24 protein-coding genes are annotated in these 25,888 nt (G+C 73.0%); 12 read left to right on the forward strand and 12 right to left on the reverse strand.

Annotation, left to right across the window (positions count from 1 at the left end; translation table 11 throughout):
• The first annotated feature begins 41 nt into the window (after positions 1–41).
• Positions 42–1,511 carry a flavin-containing monooxygenase gene (locus OO60_RS28125; RefSeq protein WP_003073773.1) on the forward strand — a complete coding sequence of 490 codons (1,470 nt, stop codon included), beginning with the start codon at positions 42–44 and terminating at the stop codon, positions 1,509–1,511.
• Positions 1,512–1,526: 15 nt separating this feature from the next.
• On the opposite strand, the gene OO60_RS28130 is transcribed toward OO60_RS28125, so the two are convergent.
• The gene (locus OO60_RS28130; protein ID WP_003073766.1) at positions 1,527–2,156 is read right to left on the reverse strand and encodes a winged helix-turn-helix transcriptional regulator; all 630 of its coding nucleotides are present in this window, start codon (positions 2,154–2,156) and stop codon (positions 1,527–1,529) included.
• Between the two features lie 87 nt (positions 2,157–2,243).
• Between OO60_RS28130 and OO60_RS28135 the strand changes: the two genes are divergently transcribed.
• The gene (locus OO60_RS28135) at positions 2,244–2,612 is read left to right on the forward strand and encodes a VOC family protein (protein WP_003073763.1); all 369 of its coding nucleotides are present in this window, start codon (positions 2,244–2,246) and stop codon (positions 2,610–2,612) included.
• Positions 2,613–2,946: 334 nt separating this feature from the next.
• Here OO60_RS28135 and OO60_RS28140 read toward each other — a convergent pair whose 3' ends face one another.
• The 6 genes from OO60_RS28140 to OO60_RS28165 form a co-directional block, all read right to left on the reverse strand.
• Positions 2,947–3,111 carry a 50S ribosomal protein L36 gene (locus OO60_RS28140; protein WP_420835552.1) on the reverse strand — a complete coding sequence of 55 codons (165 nt, stop codon included), beginning with the start codon at positions 3,109–3,111 and terminating at the stop codon, positions 2,947–2,949.
• A gap of 31 nt (positions 3,112–3,142) precedes the next feature.
• Positions 3,143–4,312 carry a VWA domain-containing protein gene (locus tag OO60_RS28145; protein WP_003073758.1) on the reverse strand — a complete coding sequence of 390 codons (1,170 nt, stop codon included), beginning with the start codon at positions 4,310–4,312 and terminating at the stop codon, positions 3,143–3,145.
• On the reverse strand, positions 4,309–6,489 hold the full coding sequence (locus OO60_RS28150; RefSeq protein WP_003073755.1) for a DUF5682 family protein: 2,181 nt from the start codon (positions 6,487–6,489) through the stop codon (positions 4,309–4,311). The genes OO60_RS28145 and OO60_RS28150 overlap by 4 nt, the downstream gene beginning before the upstream one ends.
• Entirely contained in the window at positions 6,486–7,571 is a 1,086-nt protein-coding gene (locus tag OO60_RS28155) for an ATP-binding protein (protein ID WP_003073753.1), read from the reverse strand. Before OO60_RS28155 ends, OO60_RS28150 begins: the two co-directional genes overlap by 4 nt.
• Positions 7,568–8,953, reverse strand: a complete 1,386-nt coding sequence (locus OO60_RS28160; RefSeq protein WP_003073750.1) for a DUF5691 domain-containing protein — start codon at positions 8,951–8,953, stop codon at positions 7,568–7,570. The genes OO60_RS28155 and OO60_RS28160 overlap by 4 nt, the downstream gene beginning before the upstream one ends.
• Before the next feature lie 70 nt (positions 8,954–9,023).
• Complete coding sequence (locus tag OO60_RS28165; protein ID WP_244885589.1) at positions 9,024–10,343, reverse strand: SWIM zinc finger family protein; 1,320 nt, start codon at positions 10,341–10,343, stop codon at positions 9,024–9,026.
• A 205-nt stretch (positions 10,344–10,548) separates the two neighbouring features.
• On the opposite strand from OO60_RS28165, the gene OO60_RS44675 reads away from it, so the two are divergent.
• Entirely contained in the window at positions 10,549–10,965 is a 417-nt protein-coding gene (locus tag OO60_RS44675) for a helix-turn-helix transcriptional regulator (protein WP_244885590.1), read from the forward strand.
• Positions 10,965–11,564, forward strand: a complete 600-nt coding sequence (locus tag OO60_RS28175) for a GyrI-like domain-containing protein (RefSeq protein WP_003073744.1) — start codon at positions 10,965–10,967, stop codon at positions 11,562–11,564. Before OO60_RS44675 ends, OO60_RS28175 begins: the two co-directional genes overlap by 1 nt.
• Here the strand turns inward: OO60_RS28175 and OO60_RS28180 are convergent.
• The 3 genes from OO60_RS28180 to OO60_RS28190 all read right to left on the reverse strand — a co-directional run bounded on the left by OO60_RS28180 (position 11,549) and on the right by OO60_RS28190 (position 14,980).
• The gene (locus OO60_RS28180) at positions 11,549–11,812 is read right to left on the reverse strand and encodes a ParB N-terminal domain-containing protein (protein ID WP_003073740.1); all 264 of its coding nucleotides are present in this window, start codon (positions 11,810–11,812) and stop codon (positions 11,549–11,551) included. The two genes, OO60_RS28175 and OO60_RS28180, sit on opposite strands and share 16 nt — an antisense overlap.
• Complete coding sequence (locus OO60_RS28185) at positions 11,812–13,875, reverse strand: AMP-binding protein (protein WP_033262454.1); 2,064 nt, start codon at positions 13,873–13,875, stop codon at positions 11,812–11,814. Before OO60_RS28185 ends, OO60_RS28180 begins: the two co-directional genes overlap by 1 nt.
• A 166-nt stretch (positions 13,876–14,041) precedes the next feature.
• Positions 14,042–14,980 (reverse strand): helix-turn-helix transcriptional regulator, encoded by a 939-nt coding sequence (locus OO60_RS28190; protein ID WP_003073725.1) that lies wholly within the window; start codon positions 14,978–14,980, stop codon positions 14,042–14,044.
• A gap of 87 nt (positions 14,981–15,067) precedes the next feature.
• Here OO60_RS28190 and OO60_RS28195 point away from each other — a divergent pair, with 87 nt between their 5' ends.
• The 7 genes from OO60_RS28195 (at position 15,068) to OO60_RS28225 (ending at position 22,414) form a co-directional block, all read left to right on the forward strand.
• Positions 15,068–15,460 carry a VOC family protein gene (locus tag OO60_RS28195; protein ID WP_033262455.1) on the forward strand — a complete coding sequence of 131 codons (393 nt, stop codon included), beginning with the start codon at positions 15,068–15,070 and terminating at the stop codon, positions 15,458–15,460.
• A gap of 105 nt (positions 15,461–15,565) precedes the next feature.
• Positions 15,566–16,315 carry a 3-hydroxybutyrate dehydrogenase gene (locus OO60_RS28200; protein ID WP_003073721.1) on the forward strand — a complete coding sequence of 250 codons (750 nt, stop codon included), beginning with the start codon at positions 15,566–15,568 and terminating at the stop codon, positions 16,313–16,315.
• 35 nt (positions 16,316–16,350) lie between these two features.
• Positions 16,351–17,676: an MFS transporter gene (locus OO60_RS28205; protein ID WP_003073719.1), complete on the forward strand. Its 1,326-nt coding sequence runs from the start codon at positions 16,351–16,353 to the stop codon at positions 17,674–17,676.
• Between the two features lies 1 nt (position 17,677).
• Positions 17,678–19,531, forward strand: a complete 1,854-nt coding sequence (locus OO60_RS28210; protein WP_033262456.1) for a helix-turn-helix domain-containing protein — start codon at positions 17,678–17,680, stop codon at positions 19,529–19,531.
• 145 nt (positions 19,532–19,676) lie between these two features.
• On the forward strand, positions 19,677–20,000 hold the full coding sequence (locus OO60_RS28215; RefSeq protein ID WP_003055267.1) for a hypothetical protein: 324 nt from the start codon (positions 19,677–19,679) through the stop codon (positions 19,998–20,000).
• 39 nt (positions 20,001–20,039) lie between these two features.
• Positions 20,040–20,222, forward strand: a complete 183-nt coding sequence (locus tag OO60_RS28220) for a hypothetical protein (RefSeq protein ID WP_003055270.1) — start codon at positions 20,040–20,042, stop codon at positions 20,220–20,222.
• Positions 20,219–22,414, forward strand: coding sequence for a TOMM precursor leader peptide-binding protein (locus OO60_RS28225; protein ID WP_003055273.1), 2,196 nt, complete (start codon positions 20,219–20,221; stop codon positions 22,412–22,414). The genes OO60_RS28220 and OO60_RS28225 overlap by 4 nt, the downstream gene beginning before the upstream one ends.
• Before the next feature lie 18 nt (positions 22,415–22,432).
• On the opposite strand, the gene OO60_RS28230 is transcribed toward OO60_RS28225, so the two are convergent.
• The gene (locus tag OO60_RS28230; protein WP_003055276.1) at positions 22,433–22,726 is read right to left on the reverse strand and encodes a hypothetical protein; all 294 of its coding nucleotides are present in this window, start codon (positions 22,724–22,726) and stop codon (positions 22,433–22,435) included.
• 130 nt (positions 22,727–22,856) lie between these two features.
• Positions 22,857–24,053: an extracellular catalytic domain type 1 short-chain-length polyhydroxyalkanoate depolymerase gene (locus tag OO60_RS28235; RefSeq protein WP_033262457.1), complete on the reverse strand. Its 1,197-nt coding sequence runs from the start codon at positions 24,051–24,053 to the stop codon at positions 22,857–22,859.
• Positions 24,054–24,244: 191 nt separating this feature from the next.
• Here OO60_RS28235 and OO60_RS28240 point away from each other — a divergent pair, with 191 nt between their 5' ends.
• Positions 24,245–25,573 carry a 3-hydroxybutyrate oligomer hydrolase family protein gene (locus OO60_RS28240; protein ID WP_003055284.1) on the forward strand — a complete coding sequence of 443 codons (1,329 nt, stop codon included), beginning with the start codon at positions 24,245–24,247 and terminating at the stop codon, positions 25,571–25,573.
• Positions 25,574–25,888: the final 315 nt, after the last annotated feature.

A 25,888-nucleotide genomic window follows, 5' to 3' on the forward strand; every position in this document is an offset into this window, starting at 1 on the left:
CCCGGACCGGCGGGGACCCCACCTCGGTTAGGCTGCCGGGCATGACCGAGCACGTGGACGTCCTGATCGTGGGCGCCGGCCTGTCCGGCGTCGGCGCGGCCTGCCGGCTGCAGGAGCGCCTGCCGGGCAAGACGTACGCCGTGCTGGAGGCGCGTGACACGATCGGCGGAACCTGGGACCTCTTCCGGTACCCGGGCATTCGCTCCGATTCGGACATGTTCACCCTCGGTTACCCGTTCCGGCCGTGGAAGGACCCGAAGGCGATCGCCGACGGGCCCTCGATCCTGAGCTACATCCGCTCGACGGCCGCGGCCTTCGGGGTGACCGCCCACATCCGCTTCGGGCACCGGGTCGTGCGAGCTTCGTGGTCGTCGTCCGAAGCGCGCTGGACGGTCTCGACCGCGCACGGCGCCACGTTCACCTGCCGCTTCCTTTACCTGTGCAGCGGTTACTACTCCTACGAATCCGGGCACGTGGCCGACTTCCCGGGGCGCGAGGAGTTCGCGGGGGAGATCGTGCACCCGCAGCACTGGCCCCCGTCGCTGGACTACGCCGGCAAGCGTGTCGTGGTGATCGGCAGCGGGGCGACGGCGGTGACGCTCGTCCCGGCGCTGGCCTCGACCGCGTCGCGGGTGACGATGCTGCAGCGGTCGCCGTCGTACATCGTGGCGCGGCCCGGGCACGACGCACTGGCCGACCGGATCCGCGCGCTCCTGCCGGAGAAACTCGCCCACCGGGTGGTCCGCGGCAAGAACGTCGTGGTGGGGACACTGTTCTTCCAGCTGATGCGGCGGTTGCCCCGCCGGGCGGCCGCGGCGCTGCGCAAGCGCGTGGCGGCGCAGCTGCCGGCGTCGATCCCGGTGGACCCGCACTTCGTGCCGTCGTACGACCCGTGGGACCAGCGGCTGTGCCTGGTACCGGACGCCGACCTGTTCCGGGCGCTGCGGTCGGGCCGGGCGGACATCGTGACCGACCGGATCGCGCGGTTCACGGCGTCCGGGGTGGCGCTGGAATCGGGCCGCTCGCTGCCCGCGGACATCATCGTCACGGCGACCGGTCTCCGGCTGGTGGCCTTCGGCGGGATCGCGCTGTCGGTCGACGGGCGCGCGATCGAGCCGGGGGAGCAGCGCGCGTACAAGGGCACGATGTTCGGCGGGGTGCCGAACCTGGCGTGGTGCGTCGGGTACACGAACAGCTCGTGGACGCTGCGGGCGGATCTGGCGTCGCAGTACGTGTGCCGGTTGCTGGGGTATCTGGACCGGAACGGGTACGCGTTCTGCGTACCGGACCCGGCCTCGGCGGCGGGGGCGGGCCGGCCGCGGCCGATCGTGGACCTGCAGTCGGGCTACATCAAGCGGGCCGCGCCCGGCCTGCCGAAGCAAGGCGGCCGGCGGCCCTGGATGATGCGGCAGAACTACCTGCTGGACTGGGCGGACATGCGGCTGGGCCGCGTCGACGACGGGGTGTTGCGGTTCGGCCGCGCGGAGGACCGGGTACCGGCGGAGCGCTGAGTTCGGTCTGCCGGCTCAGGTTTCGCGTTCGCTCAGCAGCCGGCGGACCGCGTCCCGGTCACCCTCGATCGTCACCCGGCCGCCGTCGACGGCCTTCTCGAGCCAGGAGGGCCGGTCGAGCAGGGCGTTCAGCGTCGGGGGATCGGTCCGGATCGTCGCGTCCGGCGCATCGGGTTCGCCCGGCTCGACCGTCAGGCGGCCCGGCTCGGTGCGGACCGTCCACACGCGAGCGTCCAGCTCGACGCGGAGGCACGCGGTGCCGCGCGGGCGGGCGGCGCCGCGCAGGAACAGCAGCACCGAGGTGACGCCGAGGGACGCGGGCCGGGGGAGCGGGATTCGCGTGCCCCACGCGCCCAGCGCCAGCACGACCGGCTCCAGCTCCCGGCCCCACCCGGTGAGTTCGTAGACCGTCGACGCGGCCGGGGGCGGCAGCTGACGGCGCGTCACGACGCCGTGGCGCTCGAGCTCGCGGAGCCGGTCGGTGACCAGGTTCGAGCTGGCGCCCGGCAGCGCGCGGCGGACGTCGGAGAACCGCTGCGGCCCGAGCAGCAGCTCGCGCACCACGAGCAGGGCCCAGCGTTCCCCGACGACGTCGAGCGCGCGGGCGATCGTGCAGGCGTCCCCGTAGCTGCGGCTCGTCGGCATGGTCTTAATGTACAACTTGGTGGTTGTTTTTAACAACTGGATGGGCGTACGGTCGGCCGGGTCCGGATGTCGGCGGAAGGAACGGGTATGGGCCGGTCAGTCGTGCACTTCGAGATCATCGGCACCGACCCGGCGCGGCTGCGCGGGTACTACGGCGAGCTGTTCGGCTGGGAGTTCGACACGTCCGGCCCGGTGTCGCGCGAGGTGTCGGAACCGGGCGGCTACGGGTTCGTGGAGACGGACGGCATCCCGGGCGGCGTCGGCGGCGGCGCGGCGTACGAGAGCCACGTGGTGTTCTACGTGGGTGTCCCCGACGTCGCGGCGGCACTGGCGGAGGCCGAACGCCTCGGCGGCACCCGCCGGATGGGCCCGGACCGAGCCCCGGGCCGCGACCTGGTGGTCGCCCACTTCACGGACCCGGAGGGCAACCTCGTCGGCCTCGCGGGCCCAGCCTGACGCAACGCCCGCAAGGGCCTCGTCCACCTCACTGACGGTGCGCCAAGAGGCATCACCCGTGATCAGAGGGGCATCACGTGTGATCAGGGAGGCATCTCGCGTGATCAGGAGGGCATCTCGCGTGATTGGGCGGGCATCAGCCTGATGCCCGCGCCATCACGAGTGATGCCCGGCCGATCACATGCGATGCCCCGCCAAGCACACGTGATGCCTGCTCAAGCACACGTGTGCCTGCTTGATCACCGGTGATGCCCGGCTGGGCAGGGTCCCTCTTGGGGTATGGGTGGGCCCCGGAATGGGGGTGGTTCCGGGGCCCGGGCGGTTTGGGGGGGTGTCAGCCTTGGCGGGCCTTTGAGCGCGGGTTGTTCTTGTTGATCACCAGCACCTTTGTGCCGCGGCGGATGACCTGGGCGCCCGGCTGGCGGGCGAGCGAGCGGATCGAGCTGCGGACCTTCATGGCGAGCCGTCCTTCCTGCGGGAGCTGTCCCACACTCCGCATAACCACTCCGGGGTCAGTTTGATTCCGCAACTCAGCTGCTCTCGCGGGCCACCCAGCTCTGCAGGTCGTCGCCGCGGATGGCCGCCGCCATCAGCTCCGGGAACTGGTCCGGCGTGCACGCGAACGCCGGGATGCCCAGCTCGGCCAGGGCCGCCGCGGTTTCGTGGTCATACGACGGTGCGCCCGAGTCCGACAGGGCCAGCAGCGTCACCACCTGGACCCCCGCACCCGTCAGCTCCGCCATCCGGTGCAGCAGTTCCTCCTCGTCCCCGCCCTCGTAGAGGTCGCTGATCAGCACCAGCAGCGTCCGCTCGGGGCGCTCGACCAGGCCCTGGCAGTACGCGATCGCGCGGTTGATGTCCGTGCCGCCGCCCAGCTGGGTGCCGAACAGGACGTCGACCGGGTCGGCGAGGTGCTCGGTGAGGTCCGCGACCTCCGTGTCGAACGCCACGAACGACGTCTTCAACGCCCGCATCGACGCCAGGACCGCGCCGAACAGCCCCGAGTACACCACCGACTCCGCCATCGAGCCCGACTGGTCGACGGCCAGGATCACGTCCCGCTGCACCGCCTGCTGCCGCCGGCCGTAGCCGATCAGCTTCTCCGGGACGATCGTGCGCAGGTCGGGGGAGTAGTGCTTGAGGTTCGCGTGGATCGTGCGCGCCCAGTCGACGTCGCCGGGCCGCGGCCGGTGCGTGCGCGACGCCTTGTCCAGCGCGCCCCGGATCGCCGCCCGCGTGCGCTCGGCCAGCCGCTCCTCCAGCTCGGTGACGACCTTGCGGACCACCTCGCGCGCTGTCTCCTTGGTCTCCTCCGGCAGCACGCCGTTCAGCGACAGCAGCGTGCCGACCAGGTGGACGTCCGGTTCGACCGCCGACAGCAGCTCCTTCTCCAGCAGCATCCGGGTCAGCCCGAGCCGGTCGACCGCGTCCCGCTGCATCACCTGCACGACGGTGCTGGGGAAGTAGCGCCGGATGTCGCCGAGCCAGCGCGCGACCCGCGGCGCCGACGCACCCAGGTTCGCGCTGCGCGGCCCGCCCGCGGCCTCCTCGTCCGGCCTGTCGTAGAGGGCCGCCAGCACCGCGTCCACCCCACTGTCCTCATCGGACAGCTGGGCGTCCGCCAGGCCCGATCCCGGCCCGGCACCATCGCCGCCCAGCACCAGCCGCCAGCGCCGCACCCGGTCGGTGTCGGTGTTCATGCCCCCACCCCCAAGAGCGTCGCCAGGACGGGCAGCACGCGCTCGGCCCGGTCCTCGTCCAGTTCGTCGGCCACCGGCACGGCCCGTGCGGTGCCGGTGAGCCCGGCCGCGCGCTGCCCGATCGCCCGTTTCTCGGGTCCGCTGAACGCCCCGAAAGTGCGGCGCAGCAACGGAAGCACCTCGGTGAAGACGTCGGCGGGGATCGCCGACAGCCACCCGTCGATCACCCGCAGCAGGCCCTCGTCGTGCACCAGCAGCAGTGCGCCGCCGTCGAAGAAGCCCTCGACGTACGCCGCGCCCGCCGACGGGACCACCCCCGGCGTGAGCGCCCGGCCCAGCCGCAGCTCGATGTCGAGCGCGTCGAACAGCCCGGCGTCGTGCAGGATCCGGGTGAGCCGCCCGGCCAGCAGCGGCGGCAGCGACGGCTTCTCCGCCAGCCGGGCCAGCGCTGCCAGCCAGCGCTCCTTCGGGTCTTCGCCCAGCAGCGACGTCGCATCGTGCACGCCGTCGACCAGCTTGGCCAGCCGGGCCGCGGCGTCGTCGTCGATCCCGTGCGCCGCCGGCGGCAGCCCGGCGCAGATCCGGTCCAGCATCCGGTCCGCGACCGCCCGCAGCGCGCCGGTGTCCGTGCCGCGGACGTTGCCGTACCGGGTCGCCCTGGCCAGCGCGGGCAGGGCGGACATCAGGCGGGCGACGTCGGCGTCCGCCGCCGCCCGGGCGTCCAGCGCCGCGAGCGCTTCGGGCAGCGCCTCCGGCAGGTCGGCGAGCAGGCAGTTCTCGACGGCCGTGGTGACCTCGTCCAGCGGCGGTGTGCCCTCGACCGTGCCACGAACCGCCGCGGTGGCCGCCGACGGCACAGTGGTGCCGTAGACGGCGGCCGCGACCAGGTCGACCTCGAACGACGGTTCCCAGGCCAGCGCCCAGGTTTCGCGGAACGTGCCCTTGTTCCGCCGCGCCGACGCCTCCCGGCTGCCCCACTCGATGCCGAGGATGCGCAGCCGGTGCAGCAGCTTCGAGCGGTCGAGACCGCCCGGTGTCCGCAGGTCGAGGTCGAGTTCCTTGACGACCGGATCTTTCTTCAGCCGCAGGCGTTTCGCGGTCGCGGTCAGGTCCGCGGCCAGCGGCGGCTGCGGGACGTGCTCCGGCACCTCACCGAGCCGTTCGCCGACCACCAGCCGCCGGGTGACGAGCTCGACCTGCACCTCGTCACCGCCGCACAGCACGGACCGGGTGGCTTCGGTGACCTCGGCGAGCCCGGCCGACGACCGGCCCCGCAGCGTCGCCAGGGTTTCGGCGAGGCGGACCGCCTCGATGACGTGCGCGGTCGAGACCGGCAGGTCCTCTTCCCGCAGGACGGCGGCCACCCCGGCCAGCCAGCGCGCGGTGACGTCGCCGGCCGTGGTGAACAGGTGGTGGTACCAGCCCGGCGACCGGACGCCCGCGCCGTACCCGCTCGCCGTGGCCAGGCGGCCGTGCGTCCACGGCACCCAGGTGCACGCCACCTTCCGCTTCGGGAGTCCTTTGAGGACGGCCTGGTCGTGCGACGCCGGCGGCAGCGGGTCCGCCAGCGCGGGTACGTGCCAGGCACCGCAGACGACGGCGATGTTCTCGAAGCCGTCCTTGCGGGTGCGGCGCAGCACCGAGCGCATGTACGCCTCTCGACGGGCTTCGTTGCCCTGCGGCGGTTTTTCGTCCTCGCGCACCGCGTTCATCGCTTCGGCGATCACGTCGAACGGGTTTTCGGCGTCCCGCCGCGACTCGACCACGTCGTCCCACCAGCGTTCCGGGTCGTCGTACCCGCCGGCCGTGGCCAGCAGGGCGAGGGGATCGACCGGCGGGCCGGTGTGCTCGTCCGGCGGCGCGGCGAACGTGTTGGCCGCTGGGAGGTCACAGAACCGCACCGGGATCCCGGCCTCGCGGGCGTAGGCGAGCGCCTGCCATTCCGGGCTGAAGACGGCGAACGGCCAGAACGCGGCGCGCGAGACGTCGTCGGTCGCGTACGCCAGGAGGGCGACCGGCGGCTGCATGGCCGGGTCCTCGGTGAGCTCGACCAGGGCGTCGGCCTCGGGCGGGCCTTCGATGAGGACGACGTCCGGTTCGAGTTCGGCGAGCCGCGTCGCCACGGCCCGGGCGGATCCCGGGCCGTGGTGGCGGATGCCGAGCAGGTGAGTGGTCAAGAGATCTCCTGACCGGCCCGGTAGAAGTCGGCCCAGCCGTCGCGCTCGCGGACGACCGTCTCCAGGTACTCGATCCAGATCGCGCGGTCGGCCACCGGGTCCTTGACCACCGCGCCGTGGATGCCCGCGGCGATGTCGTGCGGGCGCAGCACGCCGTCGCCGAAGTGGGCGGCCAGGGCGAGACCGCCGGTGAGCACGCTGATCGCCTCCGCGGTCGACAGCGTGCCGGACGGCGACTTCACCGCGGTGCGGCCGTCTTCGGTGCGGCCCGAGCGCAGCTCGCGGAACACCGTGACGACCCGGCGGATCTCGGCCAGCTCGGCGGCTTCCGCCGGCAGCTGCAGCGACGTGCCCAGCTCGGCGACCCGCCTGCTGACGATCTCCACCTCGGCCTCGGCGCTGTCCGGCAGCGGCAGCACGACCGTGTTGAACCGCCGCCGCAGGGCGCTGGACAGCTCGTTGACGCCCTTGTCGCGGTTGTTCGCCGTCGCGATCAGGTTGAAGCCCGGCCGCGCCTGCACCTCGGTGCCGAGTTCGGGGATCGGCAGGGTCTTCTCGGAGAGGATCGTGATCAGCGAGTCCTGGACGTCGGCCGGGATGCGCGTGAGCTCTTCGAGGCGGGCGAGCTTGCCGTCCCGCATCGCGCGCAGCACCGGGCTCTCCACCAGCGCGGCCGGGCTCGGGCCTTCGGCGATCAGCCGGGCGTAGTTCCAGCCGTAGCGGATCGACTCCTCGGACGTGCCCGCGGTGCCCTGCACCAGCAGCGTCGAATCGCCGCTGATGGCGGCCGAAAGGTGTTCGGACACCCACGTCTTCGCCGTGCCGGGCACGCCGAGCAGCAGCAGCGCGCGGTCGGTGGCCAGGGTGGCGACGGCGACCTCGATCAGCCGCCGCGGGCCGACGTACTTCGGGGTGATCACGGTGCCGTCCGGCAGGGTGCCGCCGAGCAGGTACTCGACGACGGCCCACGGCGACAGGTGCCAGTTCGGCGGCTTGGCCCGCTCGTCGGCGGCGGCCAGCGCGGCCAGCTCGGTGGCGTGGTCCTGTTCGGCGTGCGGCCGGAGGACGGTGGGGGCGGTCATGCGAGCTCCTCGTACATTTCGCGGCGGAAGTTCAGCGTTTCGGTGAGCGCCCGGCGCCACGGCCCGGCGTCCATGGTCAGGCGGGTGGTGGCCAGCGGGTGGCGCAGGCACTCCGGCGGGACCGCGCGGGCGATCACGACGGCGGCGTGCGAGACCAGGCGGTGATCGTCCTGGCGGGCGATCCAGTCGAGCAGGGCGGTGCCGAGCTCCTTCGTCCACGGCCGGGGCAGCTCGTGCACCAGCCGTGCGAACGATTCGACGGGCAGCCGGCCGATCAGGTGCCCGACGGTGGCGGCCTGGCCGGCCGGGCCCAGCACGCCGAGCAGGGGCGGGGTGGTGCGCCCGCCGGGGTCGGCGCCGATCAGGGCCTGCGCCCAGGTTTCGTCGCGCTGGCGCAGGGCGGCGGTGGCCCAGGAGTCGCGCAGGACGCCGGCCGGGCAGCCTTCGACGGTCATCCGCACAACCTCGGCGGGCGGGCCGAATTCGGCCCAGAAGGACAGCGGCGCGGCGGCGACGAGAGTGCGCAGCCGGACCGTGCCGTCGCCGCGTTCGCCCTGGGGCAGGGCGACGGTGAGCACCCGGTTCCGGCGGTGGACGAGGGGCCGCAGGCGTTCGGCCATGCCCTGGCCGTAGCGCGTGCCGGGAATCCGCCCGAGCAGGTCGGCGGCCTGTTCGCGGACGGCGGCCGCGCGATCGGTGAGCGCGGCTTCGAGGAAGGCCTCGTCCTGGGGGCGCACGTGCCCGGCGAGGACGCCGAGGAAGTCGGCCCGCACGTCGGCGGGCTCGCTCTTCCAGGAGGCGGTGAGGGCTTCCCGGGCGCCGTCGGGGTCTTCGCCGAGCTTGGCGGCGAGCCAGCGGCGGCGCTGGGCGAGGCTGCCGTACTGCCAGACGTCGGCCTGGTCGCCGTCGGGCGCGGAGAGGAAGGACCAGTCGGGGTTCCGCTGCCCGAGCCAGGCCCCGGCCGGCCCGGCCACGGCGACCAGCGGTGCCCGCAGCGCGGTCTTGGTCCGGGCGGCCTCGGCCAGCAGCGGCAGGGTTTCCGGCGGGACGCGGTAGGCGGTGCCGGCGACGATGCCGAGCCACTCGAGCAGCAGGTCGGGATGACTGGCGGCGAGCAGCCGGCCGAGCCGTTCCCGCGCGAGGGGCGGCACGAAGGGCCGATCGTCGACGGCGGCCACCGGAAGCGGCCGGACATCGTGCAGCGGCTGCCGCCCGGCCCGCCGGTAGGAGGTGAGCACGGCAGCGGCGGAGAGCAGCTGTTCGGCGGGATCGCCGTGGCCGGCGATCAGGTGCCGCACGGCGGGTGGCTGCGCGGCGGGGTCGAGGGTGCGCCGCCGGGTGCCGAGGAGGGCGGTGCCGACGAGGTCTTCCCAGGCTTTCACGGCTTCACCGCCTTCCGGGGTGAGTGGATTCGAACTAGGGGAACGGCGAGATGCTGGTGGTGGGTCCGGTTCACAGCCGCACCGCCCGGTTCTCGTGCCAGCACATCAAGGGCCGCAAGCCCGCCGGGCTCCACTCGGCCGCCACCGTCAGGGGGCTGCCCGCCGACAGGGCCAGCAACGACCACGGGAACGCGTACGGCACCAGGGGCAACGCCGTTCCGTCCTTTTCGGACAGACACCAGCCGCCGCCGTGCTCGGCCGGTGTCACGCCCGACAGCAGCACCGGCCAGCGCTCCAGCCACGGGTCCGCCGCCATCGCGCGCGCGTGTGCCGCCAGTGCGTCCGCGATCGAGCCGCCCTCGGCCGTGGGGGCCGCGAGCGGAATCCCGCGCTCCGCCACCAGCGCTCGCAGAGGTGCCGCGCCCGGGTAGAACGCCAGCTCCGCCGTCAGCCGGTGCCCGGGTGGCAGCGACGTGTCCAGCGGGCGGCCCGGCGGGGCGAACGACAGCACCAGCGCGTCCCGGCCCGTGCCGAGGCCGCGCAGCCACGTGCGGCGGGTGAGGAGCCGGTCGTTCTCCTCGTCGGCCGCGCCGGTGATCAGCCAGTCGTCCGCGACGCGCTCGCCCTCCTCCAGGACCCGGGCCGTCTCCACCGAGAACCCCAGCCGCGTGCGGACCGTCTCCGCCAACGCCGGCGGCAGCGATTCCAGGCGCGTGGCCGAGTCCGCCAACAGGTACAGCAGCGACAGCTCGGCCAGCAGCGCCTCCGGCCAGTCGCGGCGGCCGACGATCCCGGCCGCCCGGCGCAGGCCGCCCGCCAGGCCGCCGGCCTGGGCGTCGACCATCCGGGCCGCGACCGTGTGCAGCTCCTCGCCGCCGGTGCGTTCGAAGCCCGCGAACCCCGCGCCGATCCGGTCGGTGAGCCACACCTTCAGCTCCGCGACGCCGCCTTCGACGCGCGCCACCCGCTCGGCAGCGCGGCGCGCGGCCGCCTCCTCGTCCTTCGGGCCCGCCGCCTCGGTGCGTTTCTCCGCCCGCCGTGCGCGGTCGGCGCGCTCGGCGAGCCACGCGTGCACCCAGTCCGGCGCCTCGGCCGGTTCGACCCGCCCGGCCGCCCAGAGCAGCAGCAGGCCCAGTGCGTGCTTGCACGGGAACTTCCGGCTCGGGCAGGAACACCGGAACGCGGGCTCGGCCAGCTCGACGCACGTCTGGTACGGCTTCTTGCCACTGCCCTGGCAGAGGCCCCACACGGCGTCTTCGGACGCGCCCGCGCCCGTCCACTTCGCCGGCGTGGCCAGCGCCCGGCCCGCCTTCTCCGAAGCGGGATCCGGCGCCAGCCCGGCCACGCGTTCCGCGGTCCACGGCACCGCCGTCACCACCTGTCCCCCCACGTTTCTCCCTCGGTTTCGGGTACCGCTGAAGCATGCCAGCACCCACCGACATTTTCGTGGGGCGGCGGTGCGCCCGGGCTCCGGCGGATGTCGCATGTCGCAGACACTTCCGGTGGCCGAGTATTCTAGTGCTAGAGTAGTACCGTGCTGACCGATGCTGAACTGACCGTGCTCGGCCTGGTGGTCGAGCGTCTCGGAGCGCGGCATGCGCGACTGGACCGCGCTCGGCTTCAGCTCGATCTACTACGTCCTCGGCAAACTCCGCGACAAAGGCCTGGTCGCCGAAGTCGCGGAGGAACGTGCGCACCCCAAGGCCAAGAAGACGTTCACGGCCACCGAAGCGGGCCGCCAAGCGTGCGCGGCCGCCGCCGAAGCCGCCGTCGCGGAGCTGCGCCCGATGCACCAGCCGGTGCTGGTCGGCCTGGCCAACAGCCCGGTCGTCCCGCCCGGACGGCTCGCGGCCGCCCTGGCCCGGCGCGCGGAAGCAGTCGGGGAGCGGCTGGCCGAGGTGCGTCGGGCAGCCGACGCGCAGGAACACGCCCCGCCGTTCGTCCGGGCGATCTTCGGCTACTCCATCGCGCAGCTCGAGGCGGAAGCCCGCTGGCTGGAAGGGATGACCTGATGCCGTACGACATCAAGAAGGACCTGAAGCAGCTCTACGCGCCCAAGAACCGCGAGTGGGCGCTGCTCGACGTCCCCGAGCAGCGGTTCCTCGCCGTCGACGGCCGCGGCAACCCGAACACGGCGGAGAGCTACCAGGTGGCCGTCGAAGCGCTGTACGCCTTCGCGTACACGATCAAGATGGCGGCGAAGCACCGTGGCGAGGACTTCGTCGTCGGGCCACTGGAAGGGCTGTGGTGGGCCGAGGACTACGAAGCGTTCACTGTGCGCGCCAAGGACTCCTGGCAGTGGACGATGCTCATCGCGCAGCCGCCGTGGATCGGTGAGGAGGCCGTCGAGGAGGCACGGGAATCCGTGCGGCGCAAGAAGAAGATCGACGCGCCGGTCCGGTTCGAGAAGCTGCACGAGGGCCGGTGCGCACAGGTGCTCCACCTCGGCTCGTACGACGACGAGGGGCCGATCCTGGCCCGCCTGCACGGCGAATTCCTGGCGGCGCAAGGACTGAAGGAGGCCGGCCTGCACCACGAGGTCTACCTCGGCGACCCACGCCGGACCGAGCCCGCGAAACTCAAGACGGTGCTGCGTCAGCCGGTCGGCTGATCGAGCGCGGCGAGGCCGCTTTCCCACCGCGCCCGGCGCTGGGCGGGCGTCTGCTCCCACCACGGCTCACCACGCTCGCCCAGCGCCACCTTCGCCGTCTGGACGCGCGCGCGGTCCTGGACCCGCCGGGCCGCCATCAGGTGCTTCTGCAGGCGGTCGCGGACGTCGGCCGGGATCTCCGGGTCCGTCGCGCGCCAGCGGCGGCCGCCGACGACGATGTACCGGCCGTCCGGGGTGTGCTCGGGCATCAGTATTCGCTGGTCGCCGGCCAGGTGTCGTCGTGCAGCAGGCGCTTGAGGATCTTGCCCGTCGCGTTGCGGGGCAGGTCCGGCACGAAGTACACGTCCCGCGGCACCGCGAAGCGGGCCAGGCGGTGGTGGATGTACTGCCGGATGTCCTCCGCGTGCAGGGACGCGCCCCGCCGCGGGACGACGTACGCCGCCAGGCGCTGGCCCCACTCCGGGTCCGCCACGCCGACCACGGCCGCGTCGTGCACGCCCGGCAAGGCCACCAGCGCCTCTTCCACCGGGCGCGGGAACACGTTCTCGCCGCCGGAGACGATCATCTCGTCGGCGCGGCCGGTGACGAACAGGCGGCCCGCTGCGTCGAGGTAGCCGACGTCGCCGCTGGCCATCATGTCCGCCGCGCGGGCCGGGTCCGTGCCGCTGGTGTAGCCCTCGAACAGCATGTCGTTGCCGACGAAGATCTGGCCCTCGCCGCCCGGCGGGACCGGGTTGCGGTCCTCGTCCAGGATCGCCAGGCGGGTGCCCAGCGGGCAACGGCCGGCGGTCGTCGGGGCCGCGCGCAGGTCGGCCGGGTCGGCGATGCTCGCCCAGGACACCTCGGTCGAGCCGTAGAAGTTGTAGAGGACGTCGCCGAAGGTGTCCATGAACTGCGTGACGAACGACCCGGACATCGCCGAGCCGCTGCTGGCCACGATCCGCAGCGACGACAGGTCGTAGCGCGAGCGGACCCGCTCGGGCAGGTCCATGATCCGCTGCAGCATGATCGGCACGGCGAACAGCGCGTCGCACTTCTGCTCGGCGATCGTCCGCAGCGTCTCTTCGGCGTCGAACTTGCGGATCAGCGCCAGCGACGCCCGCAGCGCCATGCCGATCTGCATCGCGGCCAGGCCCCAGGTGTGGAACAGCGGCGCGGCCACCAGCAGCCGGTCGCCGGAGCGCAGCGGGATCCGGTCGAGGATCGCCGCCGCCGTGCCGAGCCCCTTCGGCGTGGGACGGCGGGCGCCCTTCGGCGTCCCGGTCGTGCCGGAGGTGAGCACGATCAGCCGGCCCGGCCGCTCGACCGGCTTCGGGCGGTCGGCGGGCGCGGCGTGGATCAGCTCGTCGACGGTCGGGTAGCCGGCGTCGGCGTCCGGCCAGGTGCTGATCCGGGCGAAGTCGCCGGGCACGTTCGCGATGGTCTGCGCGAACTCGTCGTCGGCCAGCACGGCGGCCGGCTGGTGCTCGGCGAGCACGTCCTTGACCGAGGCCGCGGACAGGCCGGTGTTCAGCAGGATGACGTCGGCGCCGAGCTTGCTGGCGGCGACGAACGACTCGATCATCGCCGCGTGGTTGCGGCACATCAGCGCGATCCGGTCGCGCTCGACGACGCCGAGCTCGCTCAGCGCGTTGGCCAGCCGGTCGCTGCGCTCCTGGACCTGGCGGAAGGTGCGCTGGCTGCGTTCGTCGTGCAGCGCGGGCTCGTCCGGCACGCGGGCCGCCGCGGCCTGGTAGCCGCCCGCGACGGTGGCGCCCCACTGCGCGAGGGAGTTCAGCTGCCGCGCCAGCTTGTCCGGGCGGCCGGCGCTGAGCACACCGGCGCGCAGCAGGATGCTCGTGGTGCGCAGCTTGGTGGCCTTGTTGCCGTCGTCGGCGTCCGGGTCGGGCGCCCCGGCCAGGTGCAGGTCGAGGCGACGGCCGAGGGCCCGGACGTCCTTCTTGATCGACGAAACGAGTTCCAGGTGCGACGGCGGCAGCATCATCCGCACGAACAGCTCGGTCTTCCCGCCGGCCAGCGGTCTGAGCTCCAGGGAGACCCAGGTGCCCTCGTCGGGGACCCCGCACCACACGACGTGCTCGCCCGGCCGGTAGACGACGGCCTGCATCTGCGTCTCCAGCATCGGCCCCCGCTCGGGGACGATCCGGATCACGCCCTTCGGCCCGCGGCCGCGCCCGGCCGGCTCCTGGATCTCGCACCAGCTGATCTCCGGCACGAACCGCGAGTACCACTCCGGCGATCCGACGATCTGCCACACCACATCGGGCGTGTGCCCGACCACGGCACTCGCCTCGACCACATCGTCACGCATTGTCTGCCCTCACCGAAGTGTGTCACCGAACGCACGTTCAGGTCACGGAGGCATCACATTAGCAGCAAACGGGTGATCGCGGATACTCCGAACGGCCAGATACCGGTGGGTAACGGACACTCGTAGTGGGTCCTCCGAATGTCCATTGTAGATGAATTAACGGCGTTCACCGAGCATAGCGGGCCACCAGCTCCGCGCCCAGGCGCGCCAGCTCCGCCCGCACGGACTCCGGGTCTTCGACGTCGACGAGCGCGCCCCAGCCCGCGAGCTCCTGCGCGATCATGATCGGCGCCGGGGCGGCGACCCGCGCCCGGACGCGGTTCCCCGGCAGCTCGGCGACCAGTTCGCAGTGCCGCCCGAACCGCCCCCGGAGCACGCCGAAGTAGCGGCGGTCGAGCACCACGTGCGCGCTGAGCAGGGACCGGCGCTGTTCGACCTCCTCGACGACCTCGCGCCACACCTGCGCCAGCTCCAGGTCGGAGGGGCGGTCGGCGGCGTCGCCGGTCGGCGTGGCCGCGACGATCCGGTCGACGCGGAACGTGCGGCGGCCCTTCGCGGTGCCGGCGACCAGGTACCAGACGTCGTCCTTGTCGACCAGGCCCCACGGGTCCACCAGCCGCTCCGACCGCTCGCGCCCGGCGTAGGTGAGAAGGACCTGCTGCCGGGCGATGACAGCGTCGCGCAGCAGCGAGACCATCGGCGGCCGGTCCTTCGGGTGCTCGCCCCAGCCCGCCTGGTCGACGACGACCGCGTCCGCGGCGGCCTCCGCGTCCGCGCGGAACGTGCCCGGCAGCGCGCCCATCAGCTTCCGCAGCGCGGACTTGACCTCCGGGGAACCGGCCGCCGCGGGCCCGGCGAGCAGGAAGAGGGCCTGTGCCTCGCGGGCGCTCAGGCCCGAGAGGTCGGTGCGCGCACCGCCGACGAGCTGCCAGCCGCCGCCGCGGCCCGGCTGCGGGTAGACCGGCACCCCGGCCGCCGAAAGCGCTTCGAGGTCACGGCGGGCCGTCGCGACCGAGATTTCGAGCTCGGCGGCCAGCTCGGCGGCCGTGACGCGGCCGCGGGCCTGCATCAGCAGGAGGGTGGCCACGAGGCGGTCGGCACGCATGGGCGAAGTGTCGCAGTGAAAGTGCTCACTCCGTGAGCACTTTGAGTCCGCATGATGGCGCCACCCTGAAGAGAGAGGAAGCGCGACATGCTGCGAGGAATGGCCACCGTCTCGTTCTACGCCGACGACCACGAGGCCGCGAAGACCTGGTACACCGAGTTCCTGGGGATCGAGCCATACTTCAACGTCCCCGGGTACTCGGAGTTCCGGATCGGCGACTACCGGCACGAACTCGGCATCATCGACCGCCGCTACGCCCCGGCGGCGCCGGACGGCCCGGGCGGCGAGATCGTCTTCTGGCACGTCGACGACCTCGAGGCGACCGTCGCCCGCCTCCTCGAGCTGGGCGCGAAGGAGTACGAGCCGATCACCGAGCGGGGCCCCGGGTTCGTCACGGCGTCGGTCGTCGACCCGTTCGGCAACGTCCTCGGGGTCATGACGAACGTCCACTACCTTGCGGTGCTGGCGGAACGTTCATGAGCCGGTGCGGCACCTCGCTGTGTCGCCCGGCCACACTGGATCTTCTCCAGCTGTAGCTTGCGCACACATAGCTAGCGACCGGCGTCACGCTTACCGTTCCCGTCCATGACCAGCGATCTGGACGGGCGCACCGCCCTCGTGACCGGCGGGGCCGGGGGCATCGGCCTCGCCTGCGTCCGCGCCCTGGCCGCGGCCGGGGCCAAGGTGCACGTCGTCGACTTGGACGCCGACCGGGCCGAAGCCGCCGCCACCGAGGTCGGCGGGTGGGCGCACGCCGCCGACCTCGCCGACCCCGCGTCGATCGACGCCCTGCCCGCCGAAGTCGACATCCTGGTCAACAACGCCGGCGTCCAGCACGTCGCGCCGATCCAGGACTTCCCGCCCGATCGGTTCACCCACATCCAGTCCCTGATGGTGACCGCTCCCTTCCTCCTCATCCGGCACACGCTCCCGGCGATGTACGCCCGGGGGTGGGGCCGGATCGTCAACATGTCGAGCGTCCACGGGCTGCGCGCCTCCGCCTTCAAATCCGCCTACGTCGCCGCCAAGCACGGCCTCGAAGGGCTCTCGAAGGTGGCCGCCCTGGAAGGCGCCGAACACGGCGTCACCAGCAACTGCGTCAACCCGGGTTACGTCCGCACGCCGCTCGTCGACGGCCAGATCGACGCCCAGGCCGCCGAGCACGACATCCCGCGCGAGGACGTCGTCGCCGAAGTCCTGCTGAAGCGGGCCGCGATCAAGAAGCTCATCGAACCCGAAGACGTCGCTTCCCTGGTGGTGTGGCTGTGCTCGCCGCACGCCGGGCACATCACCGGAGCTTCGATCCCCCTCGACGGCGGCTGGACTGCCGCGTGACCACCCGCCCAACCCACAAGGAAGTGGAGCCCGCAGTGAGCCAACCCCACCGGTCGGCGATCGCCAAGATCGTCGGCGCGAGCCTGATCGGCACCACCATCGAGTGGTACGACTTCTTCCTCTACACCTCGGCCGCCGCCCTCGTCTTCAACAAGCTGTTCTTCCCGACGGCGGACCCGCTCACCGGCACGCTGCTGGCGTTCCTGACCTACGCCGTCGGGTTCCTCGCCCGGCCGATCGGCGGCCTGGTCTTCGGCCACTTCGGCGACCGGCTCGGCCGCAAGAAACTGCTGATCGTCAGCCTCGTGCTGATGGGTGGCTCGACCTGCTTGATGGGTGTCCTGCCGACGTACGCGAGCGCTGGTGTCGCGGCACCGCTGCTGCTCACGCTGCTCCGGCTCGTCCAGGGCTTCGCGCTCGGCGGGGAGTGGGGCGGGGCCGTCCTGATCGTCTCCGAACACGGTGACGACCGCCGCCGCGGCTTCTGGGCGAGCTGGCCGCAGTGCGGCGCGCCCGGCGGCAACCTGCTGGCCACCGCCGTCCTGGCCATCCTGTCCGCGACGCAGTCCGATGCGACGTTCATGTCCTGGGGCTGGCGCGTTCCCTTCCTGCTCTCGGGCGTGCTGCTGCTGATCGGGCTGTGGATCCGGCTGGCCGTCGCCGAGTCGCCGGTGTTCCTCGCCGCCCAGCGGCAGGCCGAGGCCCGCGCCGAGAAGCACGTTCCCGTCGTCGACGTCTTCCGCAACAGCTGGCGGCAGGTGCTGATCACGATCGGCGCGCGGATGGCCGAGAACGTCTCGTACTACGTGATCACCGCGTTCATCCTGGTGTACGTCACGACCGGGCTGCACCTGCCGAAGGGCGTCGGCCTGACCGCGGTGCTGATCGGCTCGGCCGTGCACTTCGTGACGATCCCGCTGTGGGGTGCGCTGTCGGACCGCGTCGGACGGCGTCCGGTGTACCTGTTCGGCGCGATCGGGATGGCCGTGTGGGGCTTCGCGTTCTTCGCGCTGCTGGACACGAAGTCGTCGCCGGTGATCGTGCTGGCCGCGACCGTCGGGCTGGTGCTGCACGGCGCGATGTACGGCCCGCAGGCCGCGTTCTTCGCCGAGCAGTTCCCGACCCGGGTGCGCTACACCGGGCTGTCCGTCGGCGGGCAGCTGTCGTCGATCGCCGCCGGGGCCGTCGCGCCGCTGATCGCCGTCGCGCTGTTCTCCGCGTGGCACAGCACCGTGCCGGTGTCGCTGTACGTCGCGGCGATGTGCCTGATCACGGTGATCGCGCTGCTCGCCGCCCGCGAAACCCGCGGCGAATCGCTGCACGACGACGTCGAGGCGGAGACGGCGGCCGTTTCGCCCTAGCATGACCGCCGTGACCGCACCCTCGGACGCGTTGCGCCGGCTGCTCGACCTGCTCGCCTCCGGGGCGAGCACCGAGCAGCTGGCGCACGTCGTCGTGGCCGCCCGGGCCGAGGGCGCCCTCGGCCCGGCCGACCTGGCCGCGCTGGCCAGCGCGGGCGAGCTGGCGCTGCGGATCCGCGAGACGCTGGCCGAGCACCGCCGCCGCGAAGCCCAGCTCACCGCGCTGTTCGAGACCGCGAGCGAACTCGCCGCGCTGTCCGATCCGGACACCGTGCTGCGCTCGATCGTCCGGCGGGCGCGGGCGCTGCTCGGCGTCGACGTCTCCTACCTGAGCCTGAACGACGAGGCCGAGAACAAGACCTACGTCCGGGTCAGCGACGGGTCGGTGTCGGCGGAGTTCCAGCAGATCGTGCTCGGCATGGGGGAGGGGCTCGGCGGGCTGGTCGCGCAGACCGCGCGGCCGTACGCGACCTCGGACTACTTCCACGACGACCGGTTCAAGCACACCCGGCACATCGACTCCGGCGTCGCGGACGAGGGCCTGACCGCGATCCTCGGCGTCCCGCTGGCCATCGGCCCGAAGGTGCTCGGAGTGCTCTTCGCGTCCGACCGCTCGACCCGGGAGTTCTCCGCCGACGAGGTGGCGCTGCTGTCCTCGCTCGCCGACCACGCGGCGATCGCCTTGGACAGCGCCAATCTGCTCGACCAGACCCGCCGCGCGGTCGCGGAGCTCAACGAGGCCAACGCGACGATGGAACGCGCCGAGGACGCCCACGACCGGCTCACCGACCTCGTGCTGCGCGGCGGCGACCTGCCGGACGTGGCCGACGCCGTCGCCGGCGTGCTGCACGGCGATCTCACGGTGTACGACGCCGACGGCACGCTGCTGGCGAGCTCGTCGGCTCCGGTGGCGCTCGACGCCGACGCGCTCGCCGCGGCCCGCGCGTCCGGGCGCGCGGTGTCCACAATGGACAGCTGGGTGTGCGCGGTGCAGGCGGGCCCGGAACTGCTCGGCAGCCTGGTGCTGACCGGCCGCGCCGGGCTCACCGACCCCGACCGGCGGCTGTTCGAACGCGCCGGCGTCGTGACGGCGTTGCTGCTGATGCTGCGGCGGTCGGTGGTGCGCGCGGAAGACGAGGTCCGCGGCGAACTGCTGACCGACCTGCTCACCGCACCCGGCCGCAACCCCCGGGCGTTGCTCGCCCGCGGCCGCCGGCTCGGCATCGACCTCTCGGTGCCGCACGCGGTCCTGGTCGCGCACGCGGACGGCGGTTCGCGGCGGCGCGTGGCGAGCGCGGCCGCCCGGCACGCCACGCTGGTCGGGGTGCACGCGGAGGAGGTCGTGCTGCTCGCGGCGGGCGACCCGGACGAGCTGGCCCGCCGCGTCGCGGCCGACCTCGGCTCGGCCACCGGCCGCCCGGTCACGGTGGGCGCGGCGGGCCCGGCGAGCGGCCCGTCGGCGATCGCGGACGCCCACGCGGAAGCGGCCCGCTGCGTCCGCGCGCTGCTGGCGCTCGGCCGGACCGGCGAAGGCGCGGCGATGGCGGGCCTGGGTTTCCTGGGCCAGCTCCTGGGCGACCGCGCGGACCTGGACGCGTTCGTCCGCCAGACGCTCGGGCCGGTCCTGGACTACGACGAGCGCCGCGGCACCGAGCTGGTCGCGACGCTGCGGGCCTACTTCGCGAACGGTGCCCAGCTGGCGCGGACGAAGGACGTTTTGCACGTCCACGTGAACACGGTGGTGCAGCGGCTGGAACGGGTGGCGTCGCTGCTGGGGGAGGACTGGCAGGCGCCGGACCGGGCGCTGGAGATCCAGCTGGCGCTGCGGTTGCACCGGCTGGGGTCGGCGCGCTGACCTCGGTTTTTGTCGGTGGTCTCCGGTAGCGTGGAAAACGGGGGGCGCCCCCGCGGGCCCGGTAAATACCCCCGCCCGGCCCTAGCGCAACCCCGCCGGGTTCGGCACGGTGGGAGTTGACGGATACCGATATCGAGGGGGTCTCGTGAAGGAATTCGAAAACGCGCTCGCGGCTGCGTTCGGGGTGGGTCCGGCCGAAACGCCCGGGCTGGCGATCGACCAGCTCGACGGCACGCTGTCCGGCACGGCGGCGGTTCGCGCGTCGACCTGCGTCACCCGCGCCGACGCGGACCCGGTCCGCGGGTGCGGCGGCGTCTGTTACTGCCGGGTCGAGCCGGTCCTGGCGACCGTCACCCGCGCCGAGCCGGTCCGGGTGACCGGCCTCTGCGGCGGCCACCACACCGAACAGGTGCACGGGCCGATCGGCACCTGCTACTGCCGGGCCGAGCCGGTACCCGCCCACGCCTAGCGGCGCCACGGGGCACGGGAACGACCTGGAGGGGGTCACGTGCAGGACTTCGGAAACGCATTGGCGGCGGCCTTCGGCACCGGGCCGGGCGAGGTACCCGAGCTGGCGATCGACCGGCTCGACGGCCCGGCGATCGTGTCCGCGCAGGTGCAGCTGTGCGTGCACCCGGCCGGGCCCGTGCTCGGCTCGGTGAGCCCCTGCCTGGCCCCGGCCGCCGGGTGACCGAACCGGCCCCGCCGGTCGTCGGGTTCAAGCGGCACCTCAGCACTGCCGTGGTGCCCGGCGACGCGGTCTACGTCCTGTCCGAAGACGGTGCGACGGCGCTCAGCGGTCCGCACCTGGAGTCCCTGGTTCCGTTGCTGGACGGCACCAGGGACTTCGCCGCCCTGCGCCGTGACCTGCCCGACGGCGTCCCCGCCGGCGAGGCGTCCGGCGTGCTGACCCGGCTCGCCGAAGCCGGCCTGATCGGCCTGCGCCCGGTGGTGTCCACACCCGAACTGGCCTACTGGGACGCCGTGGGCGGCGAGCCGGCGCGCGGCCGGGTCGCGCTGCTCGGCGGGGATGCCGCGGCAGCGGACGTCCTGCGCTCCGCCGGGCTCACCGTGGCCGAAGACGCCGACCTCTCCATCGTGCTGTGCCACGACTACCTCGACGAGCGACTGTCCGAAGTGGACGCCGAGCACCGCGCGTCCGGACGGCCGTGGCTGCTCGCCAAACCGGTCGGGGCGCGGGTGTGGATCGGCCCGTTCTTCACCCCCGGCGACGGCCCGTGCCGGCACTGCCTGGCCGCGCGGCTGTGGGGCAACCGGCCCGCCGAAGCCCACGTCCGTGCCGCACTGGGCCTGACCGGTCCCTGGCCGCGCCCGGAAGTGGCGTTCACGCCGCTGACCGCCGTCGCGCTCAACCTGGTCGCCCTCGAAGCGGCCAAGTGGCTGGCCGGGCAGCGGTACCCGGGCCAGCGTGCCCTGTGGACGTTCGACAGCCGCGACCTCACCGGCGAACGGCACGAGGTGCGTGCCCGCCCGCAGTGCCCGTCCTGCGGGGACCCGGACCTCGTGCGGGAGCGGACGCGCCGGCCCGTGGTGTTCGAGCCGCGGCCCAAGTCCGCCACCGGCGGCGGTGGCCACCGCGCGCTGCCGCCGGAGCAGGTCCTGGACACCTACCGGCACCTGGTGAGCCCGCTGACCGGGGTCGTCAAGGAACTGCGCCGCGACACCCGCGGCCCCGCGCTGTTCAGTTCGTTCCGCTCCGGGCCGAACATCGCGCTGGGCCGCCGTGGCGCCGAAGGGCTGCGCACGGCGTTGCGCAGCGAGAACGGCGGCAAGGGCGTCACACCGCTGCACGCCGAGGTCGGCGCGTTGTGCGAAGCCCTCGAACGGCACAGCGGCCACCACGACGGCGACGAAGAACGGGTGCGGGCCAGTTTCCGTTCCCTGGGCGACAAAGCCGTGCACCCCGACACGTGCCAGCTGTTCCACGAACGCCAGTTCGCCGACCGGGCGCGCACCAACGCGAGCCACGGGCCGTTCCAGTTCGTCTGCGACCCGTTCGACGAAGACGCGGTGCGCGACTGGACACCGGTCTGGTCGCTCACCCGCGGCGAACACCGGCTGTTCCCGACCGCCATGCTCTACTTCGGTGTCCCCGCCGAGCCGGGCCCGGCGTCGCTGTTCCCCGACTCCAACGGCAACGCCGCGGGCAGCACCCTGGAAGACGCCGCGCTGCAGGGGATGCTCGAGGTCGTCGAACGCGACGCCGTGGCGCTGTGGTGGTACAACCGCACCCGGCACCCGGCCGTCGACCTGGACGCCTCCGGCGACCCCTGGATCGCCGACCTGCGGCAGGCCTACGCCGGCTTGGGCCGCGAGGTCTGGGTCCTCGACGTCACGTCCGACCTCGGCGTGCCGGTGATGGTGGCGCTGTCCCGGCGGACCGGCGGCCCCCGCGAGGCGATCATGCTGGGCTTCGGCGCCCACCTGGACCCGGCCGTCGCGCTGCGGCGCGCGCTGACCGAGCTGAACCAGATGATGCCCCCGCTGCTCGACGGCTGGGACGGCGGCGACGACCCGGACGCGGTGCGGTGGCTGCGGGACGCGACCGTGGCCTCCGAGCCGTACCTGCTGCCCGATCCGGCGCTCGGACCGGCCACCTTCACCGACACTTCTTCGCCCGACCTGCTGACGGACGTCAAACTGGTGCAGGCCAAGCTCGAAGCCGCCGGGCTGGAGGTGTTCGTGCTCGACCAGACCCGGCCCGACATCGGCCTGCCCGTGGTCAAGGTGATCGTGCCGGGCCTGCGCGGGTTCTGGGCGCGCTTCGCGCCGGGCCGGCTCTACGACGTGCCGGTGCGGCTCGGCCGCCTGGCCGAGCCGACCGCCTACGACGACCTCAACCCGATGCGGATCTTCCTCTAGGACGACCCCCGGTGCCGATCAGAACGGCGAGCAGTAATGCGTCGACCGCGAAGTGGTCGGCAAGGGGAGCCCGCCGTACGTGGTGTCGTCCCAGACGTAGACGCCGTAGAGGGTGGAGCCGACGTACTTGTTCGTCCGCGACACGAAGTCGTGGTAGACCGCCAGCCCCGGCGGGTTCTCGGACCAGTTGCGCGTGCCGCAGTAACGGCCGTCGTCGAGCGTCGTGGCCTGGCTGCCAGGCGCGAAACCCAGCAGCGCGGCCGCGGCGGCCGCGACCACCGTCGCGCCGGTCCGCCATCGGTATCCGATCATGTTGTTCCTCCCGTGTTCGGTGCCTCCGGGAGGAACGATTCCCGGTCGATGGCGCTGGTCACCACGGCAACGACCGGTTTCGGACCACACCCGGACCGAAGCCGGACCACGGAACCCCGGCGCCGGGGCTCTAGCACTGGCCGTCGGCGAGGACCCAGTAGCCCGGGGACGTCTCCCTCAGCGCGTGCACGGTGAAGGTGTTCCACAGCCCCATGGCCTGGTTCGAACCGTTCGCGTACGTCTGGCCGCCGCTCTGGTGCGCGCGGCCCGCCTGCGTGTGGGCGTAGTTGCTGGCGCTCACGCACGTGCCCGGCGAGGCCGTGGTCGACGTCGTCGGTGGCGGGGTGGCCGTCGTCGTGGTGCCGGTTCCCCTGTCCAGGCCGAAGAACACGCCCGTGTAGTAGCTGGAGCAGATGCCGGCCAGGAAGTACGCGCCGGTGCTGCCGCACTGCGTCGGGCCGGTGCCCGGGTCGACCGCGGTGCCGTGGCCCATGCCCGCGATCGAGTACAGCTGCACCTTGTCCGCGTAGTTCGTCAACGTCGTGCCGCCGGGCAGGGACTGCGTGCTCGTCGGCGTCTGGGACACGCCGTGCACCGCGGTCCACTGGTCGCGCAGCTCGGTGCCGTTGACCGGGTAGACGGTGTAGTCGCCCGTGCCCTGCCAGATCGCGACGCGCGGCCACGGCCCGCCGTAGCCGGGGTACTGCGCCTTGGCCTTCGACGCCCACTGCGCCGGCGTCAGGTGCTGGTCGTTCTGCTGGCAGTTCGTCGCTTCGGTGACGCTGGTGGCGCACTGGGCGGGCAGCCCCGCGTCGATCCCGCCGGCGGCGAAGACGTCCGGGTAGGCGGCGAGCAGGTCGGCGGTCATGCCGCCGCCGGCCGACAGACCGGTGACGAACACCCGGGCGCGGTCCGAACCGTGGTCGGCGACCGCCTTGTCCACCATGGACTTCACGGACGCGGCCTCGCCGTTGCCGCGGGTGTCGTCGGCGGTGGAGAACCAGTTGAAGCACTTCAGCGAGTTGTTGGCCGTCGACTGCTGCGGGAACACGACCTCGAACCGCCAGCGGTCGGCCAGCTCGGGCCAGCCCGAGTGGGCGTAGTAGTCCGCGGCGCTCTGCGTGCAGCCGTGCAGGGCGACGACCACCGGACGGCCGGTCTCCAGCCCGGTGGGGGTGTAGCTGTACATCGCCAGTGCCCCGGGATTGGCGCCGAAGGACGTGGTCTGCACCAGGGACGACGGCGGCGGATCGGCGGCGGCCACCCCGACGGTGGTCAGCACGGCGGCGGTGATCGCGGCGAGGCCGGCGAAAGCGAGTTTGCGCATGGTGAGTTCCTTCTCGTCGTTGAGAGGGTCCCCAGCGACGCTAAATCGGCGCCGCCGCCGGAACCATGTGGCTGCCCACCACATCGGCCCGGCGATTAGTGGTGGCCGCCGGGATGGCATCCGGCCGGTGCACGCGCTTGGGTTCGGTCCATCGGAAGAGGCGGAGGTGGACCGTGCGGGGTTGGCTGGCTTTGGTTCTCGCGGGAGCGCTCGCGGCGGCGCTGCCCGTGCCGGCGTCGGCGGCGGCCGGGCGCTGCTCGGCGGACGTGCCCGGCGCGCAGCGGCAGGTCGCCGCGTGCCTGGACGACTTGACGACGACCGGGACCGTCGCGTCCGGGCACACCGTCGAGGCCGACTGGGCGGGCCTGACGTCGGCCGGGCTGCCCACGTTCGGCGCGGTGCCCGGGGTGCAGGTCGACGGGTACTTCCCGGACACGTCGACGGCGAACACCAACCACGGCTGGAACCACGACGCGCAGTTCGTGCTGCGCCTGCCGGACCGGTGGAACGGCGGCCTGGTCGTCTCGGGCTCGCCCGGCGTCCGGCGCCAGTACGCGAACGACCGCGCGATCGGCGACCAGGCACTGGCCGAAGGCTACGCGTTCGCCGCGACCGACAAGGGCAACACCGGCGCGGCCTTCTACACCGACGGCGTCCGGCCGGGTGATGCGCTGGCGGAGTGGAACTCCCGCGTCACGCAGCTGACGCTCGCCGCCCGTGCGGCCGCCGCCCGGCACTACGGCCGTCCGGTCGCGAAGACCCTCGCGGCTGGGCTGTCCAACGGCGGCTACCTCGTGCGGTGGCAGCTGGAGAACCGGCCGTGGCTCTACGACGGCGGGGTCGACTGGGAAGGGACGCTGTGGCGGGCCGACGGGCCCAACCTGCTCACGTTCCTGCCGCCGGCGCTGGCCGCGTACCCGGCGTACGCGGCGGGCTCGCCGTCGGCCCACCAGTCCATTTTGGACGCCGGATTCGCGCCGGGGTCGGAGTTCCTGTGGGACTACCACTACCGCGTCTACTGGGACCTGACCCAGCGGATCTACCGCGAAGAGGTCGATCCCGGGTTCGACGGCTCGCTCGAGGCCGGAATCCCCTTCTGCGCTTCGGGAACGCCGTCCTGCGACGCGGACTACGCCTACTCGTCGCGACCTGCGCCGGTCGCGCGGGCGGTGGAGCGGATCTCCCTGACCGGGCGGATCGGCAAGCCCCTGCTGACGCTCCACGGCACGCTCGACACGCTGCTGCCGATCACCCGCGACTCCGACGTCTACGACCGGATGATCCGCGATTCGGGGCGCGGCGCGCTGCACCGGTACTACCGCGTCGAAGGCGGCAACCACGTGGACGGGCTGGTCGACGCCTACCCGGACCGGCTGCGCCCGCTGGGCCCGTGCTTCCGGACGGCGTTCGACGCACTCGGCGGGTGGCTGCGCGGCACCCGTCCGCCGGCCTCGGCGACGATCGCCCGCCCCGCCGGGGCGACCCCGGCGGACCTGGCGAAGACCTGCGACCTGGGCTGAGCGGACCAGGGCGTCGAATGCCGCACCGGGACCCCCCGGTGCGGCATTCGCCGTTTTCGGCGCGCACCGGAAATGCGGGTGAACCGGATCGAACCGCGGTCCGTACTACTCAGTGACGGGCCCGGTCCACCCTGCGGCCAAACCCGTGCTGACCTGCCGTTTTGCCGCCCGGACGGTCGACCCCTTTCGGCCGCTTGCGGGAGCGTCGCCCGTCATTCATGATGGGCGCCGGGGTCCGTGAAAATTCGTTAAACCCGAATAACCAGGTGTCGGCCATGCTGCGGAACAACCGTCCGTCCGGAAGTGAACGTCATG

It is taken from the genome of Amycolatopsis vancoresmycina, from assembly GCF_000716785.1.
GTDB classification, from domain to species: domain Bacteria; phylum Actinomycetota; class Actinomycetes; order Mycobacteriales; family Pseudonocardiaceae; genus Amycolatopsis; species Amycolatopsis vancoresmycina.

Coding starts and splice junctions, on each gene's coding strand:
- OO60_RS28125 (WP_003073773.1), top strand. CDS start 42: ATGACCGAGCACGTGGACGTCCTGATCGTGGGCGCCGGCCTGTCCGGC.
- OO60_RS28130 (WP_003073766.1), bottom strand. CDS start 2,156: ATGCCGACGAGCCGCAGCTACGGGGACGCCTGCACGATCGCCCGCGCG.
- OO60_RS28135 (WP_003073763.1), top strand. CDS start 2,244: ATGGGCCGGTCAGTCGTGCACTTCGAGATCATCGGCACCGACCCGGCG.
- OO60_RS28140 (WP_420835552.1), bottom strand. CDS start 3,111: ATGCGGAGTGTGGGACAGCTCCCGCAGGAAGGACGGCTCGCCATGAAG.
- OO60_RS28145 (WP_003073758.1), bottom strand. CDS start 4,312: ATGAACACCGACACCGACCGGGTGCGGCGCTGGCGGCTGGTGCTGGGC.
- OO60_RS28155 (WP_003073753.1), bottom strand. CDS start 7,571: ATGACCGCCCCCACCGTCCTCCGGCCGCACGCCGAACAGGACCACGCC.
- OO60_RS44675 (WP_244885590.1), top strand. CDS start 10,549: ATGCGCGACTGGACCGCGCTCGGCTTCAGCTCGATCTACTACGTCCTC.
- OO60_RS28175 (WP_003073744.1), top strand. CDS start 10,965: ATGCCGTACGACATCAAGAAGGACCTGAAGCAGCTCTACGCGCCCAAG.
- OO60_RS28180 (WP_003073740.1), bottom strand. CDS start 11,812: ATGCCCGAGCACACCCCGGACGGCCGGTACATCGTCGTCGGCGGCCGC.
- OO60_RS28185 (WP_033262454.1), bottom strand. CDS start 13,875: ATGCGTGACGATGTGGTCGAGGCGAGTGCCGTGGTCGGGCACACGCCC.
- OO60_RS28190 (WP_003073725.1), bottom strand. CDS start 14,980: ATGCGTGCCGACCGCCTCGTGGCCACCCTCCTGCTGATGCAGGCCCGC.
- OO60_RS28195 (WP_033262455.1), top strand. CDS start 15,068: ATGCTGCGAGGAATGGCCACCGTCTCGTTCTACGCCGACGACCACGAG.
- OO60_RS28200 (WP_003073721.1), top strand. CDS start 15,566: ATGACCAGCGATCTGGACGGGCGCACCGCCCTCGTGACCGGCGGGGCC.
- OO60_RS28210 (WP_033262456.1), top strand. CDS start 17,678: ATGACCGCCGTGACCGCACCCTCGGACGCGTTGCGCCGGCTGCTCGAC.
- OO60_RS28230 (WP_003055276.1), bottom strand. CDS start 22,726: ATGATCGGATACCGATGGCGGACCGGCGCGACGGTGGTCGCGGCCGCC.
- OO60_RS28235 (WP_033262457.1), bottom strand. CDS start 24,053: ATGCGCAAACTCGCTTTCGCCGGCCTCGCCGCGATCACCGCCGCCGTG.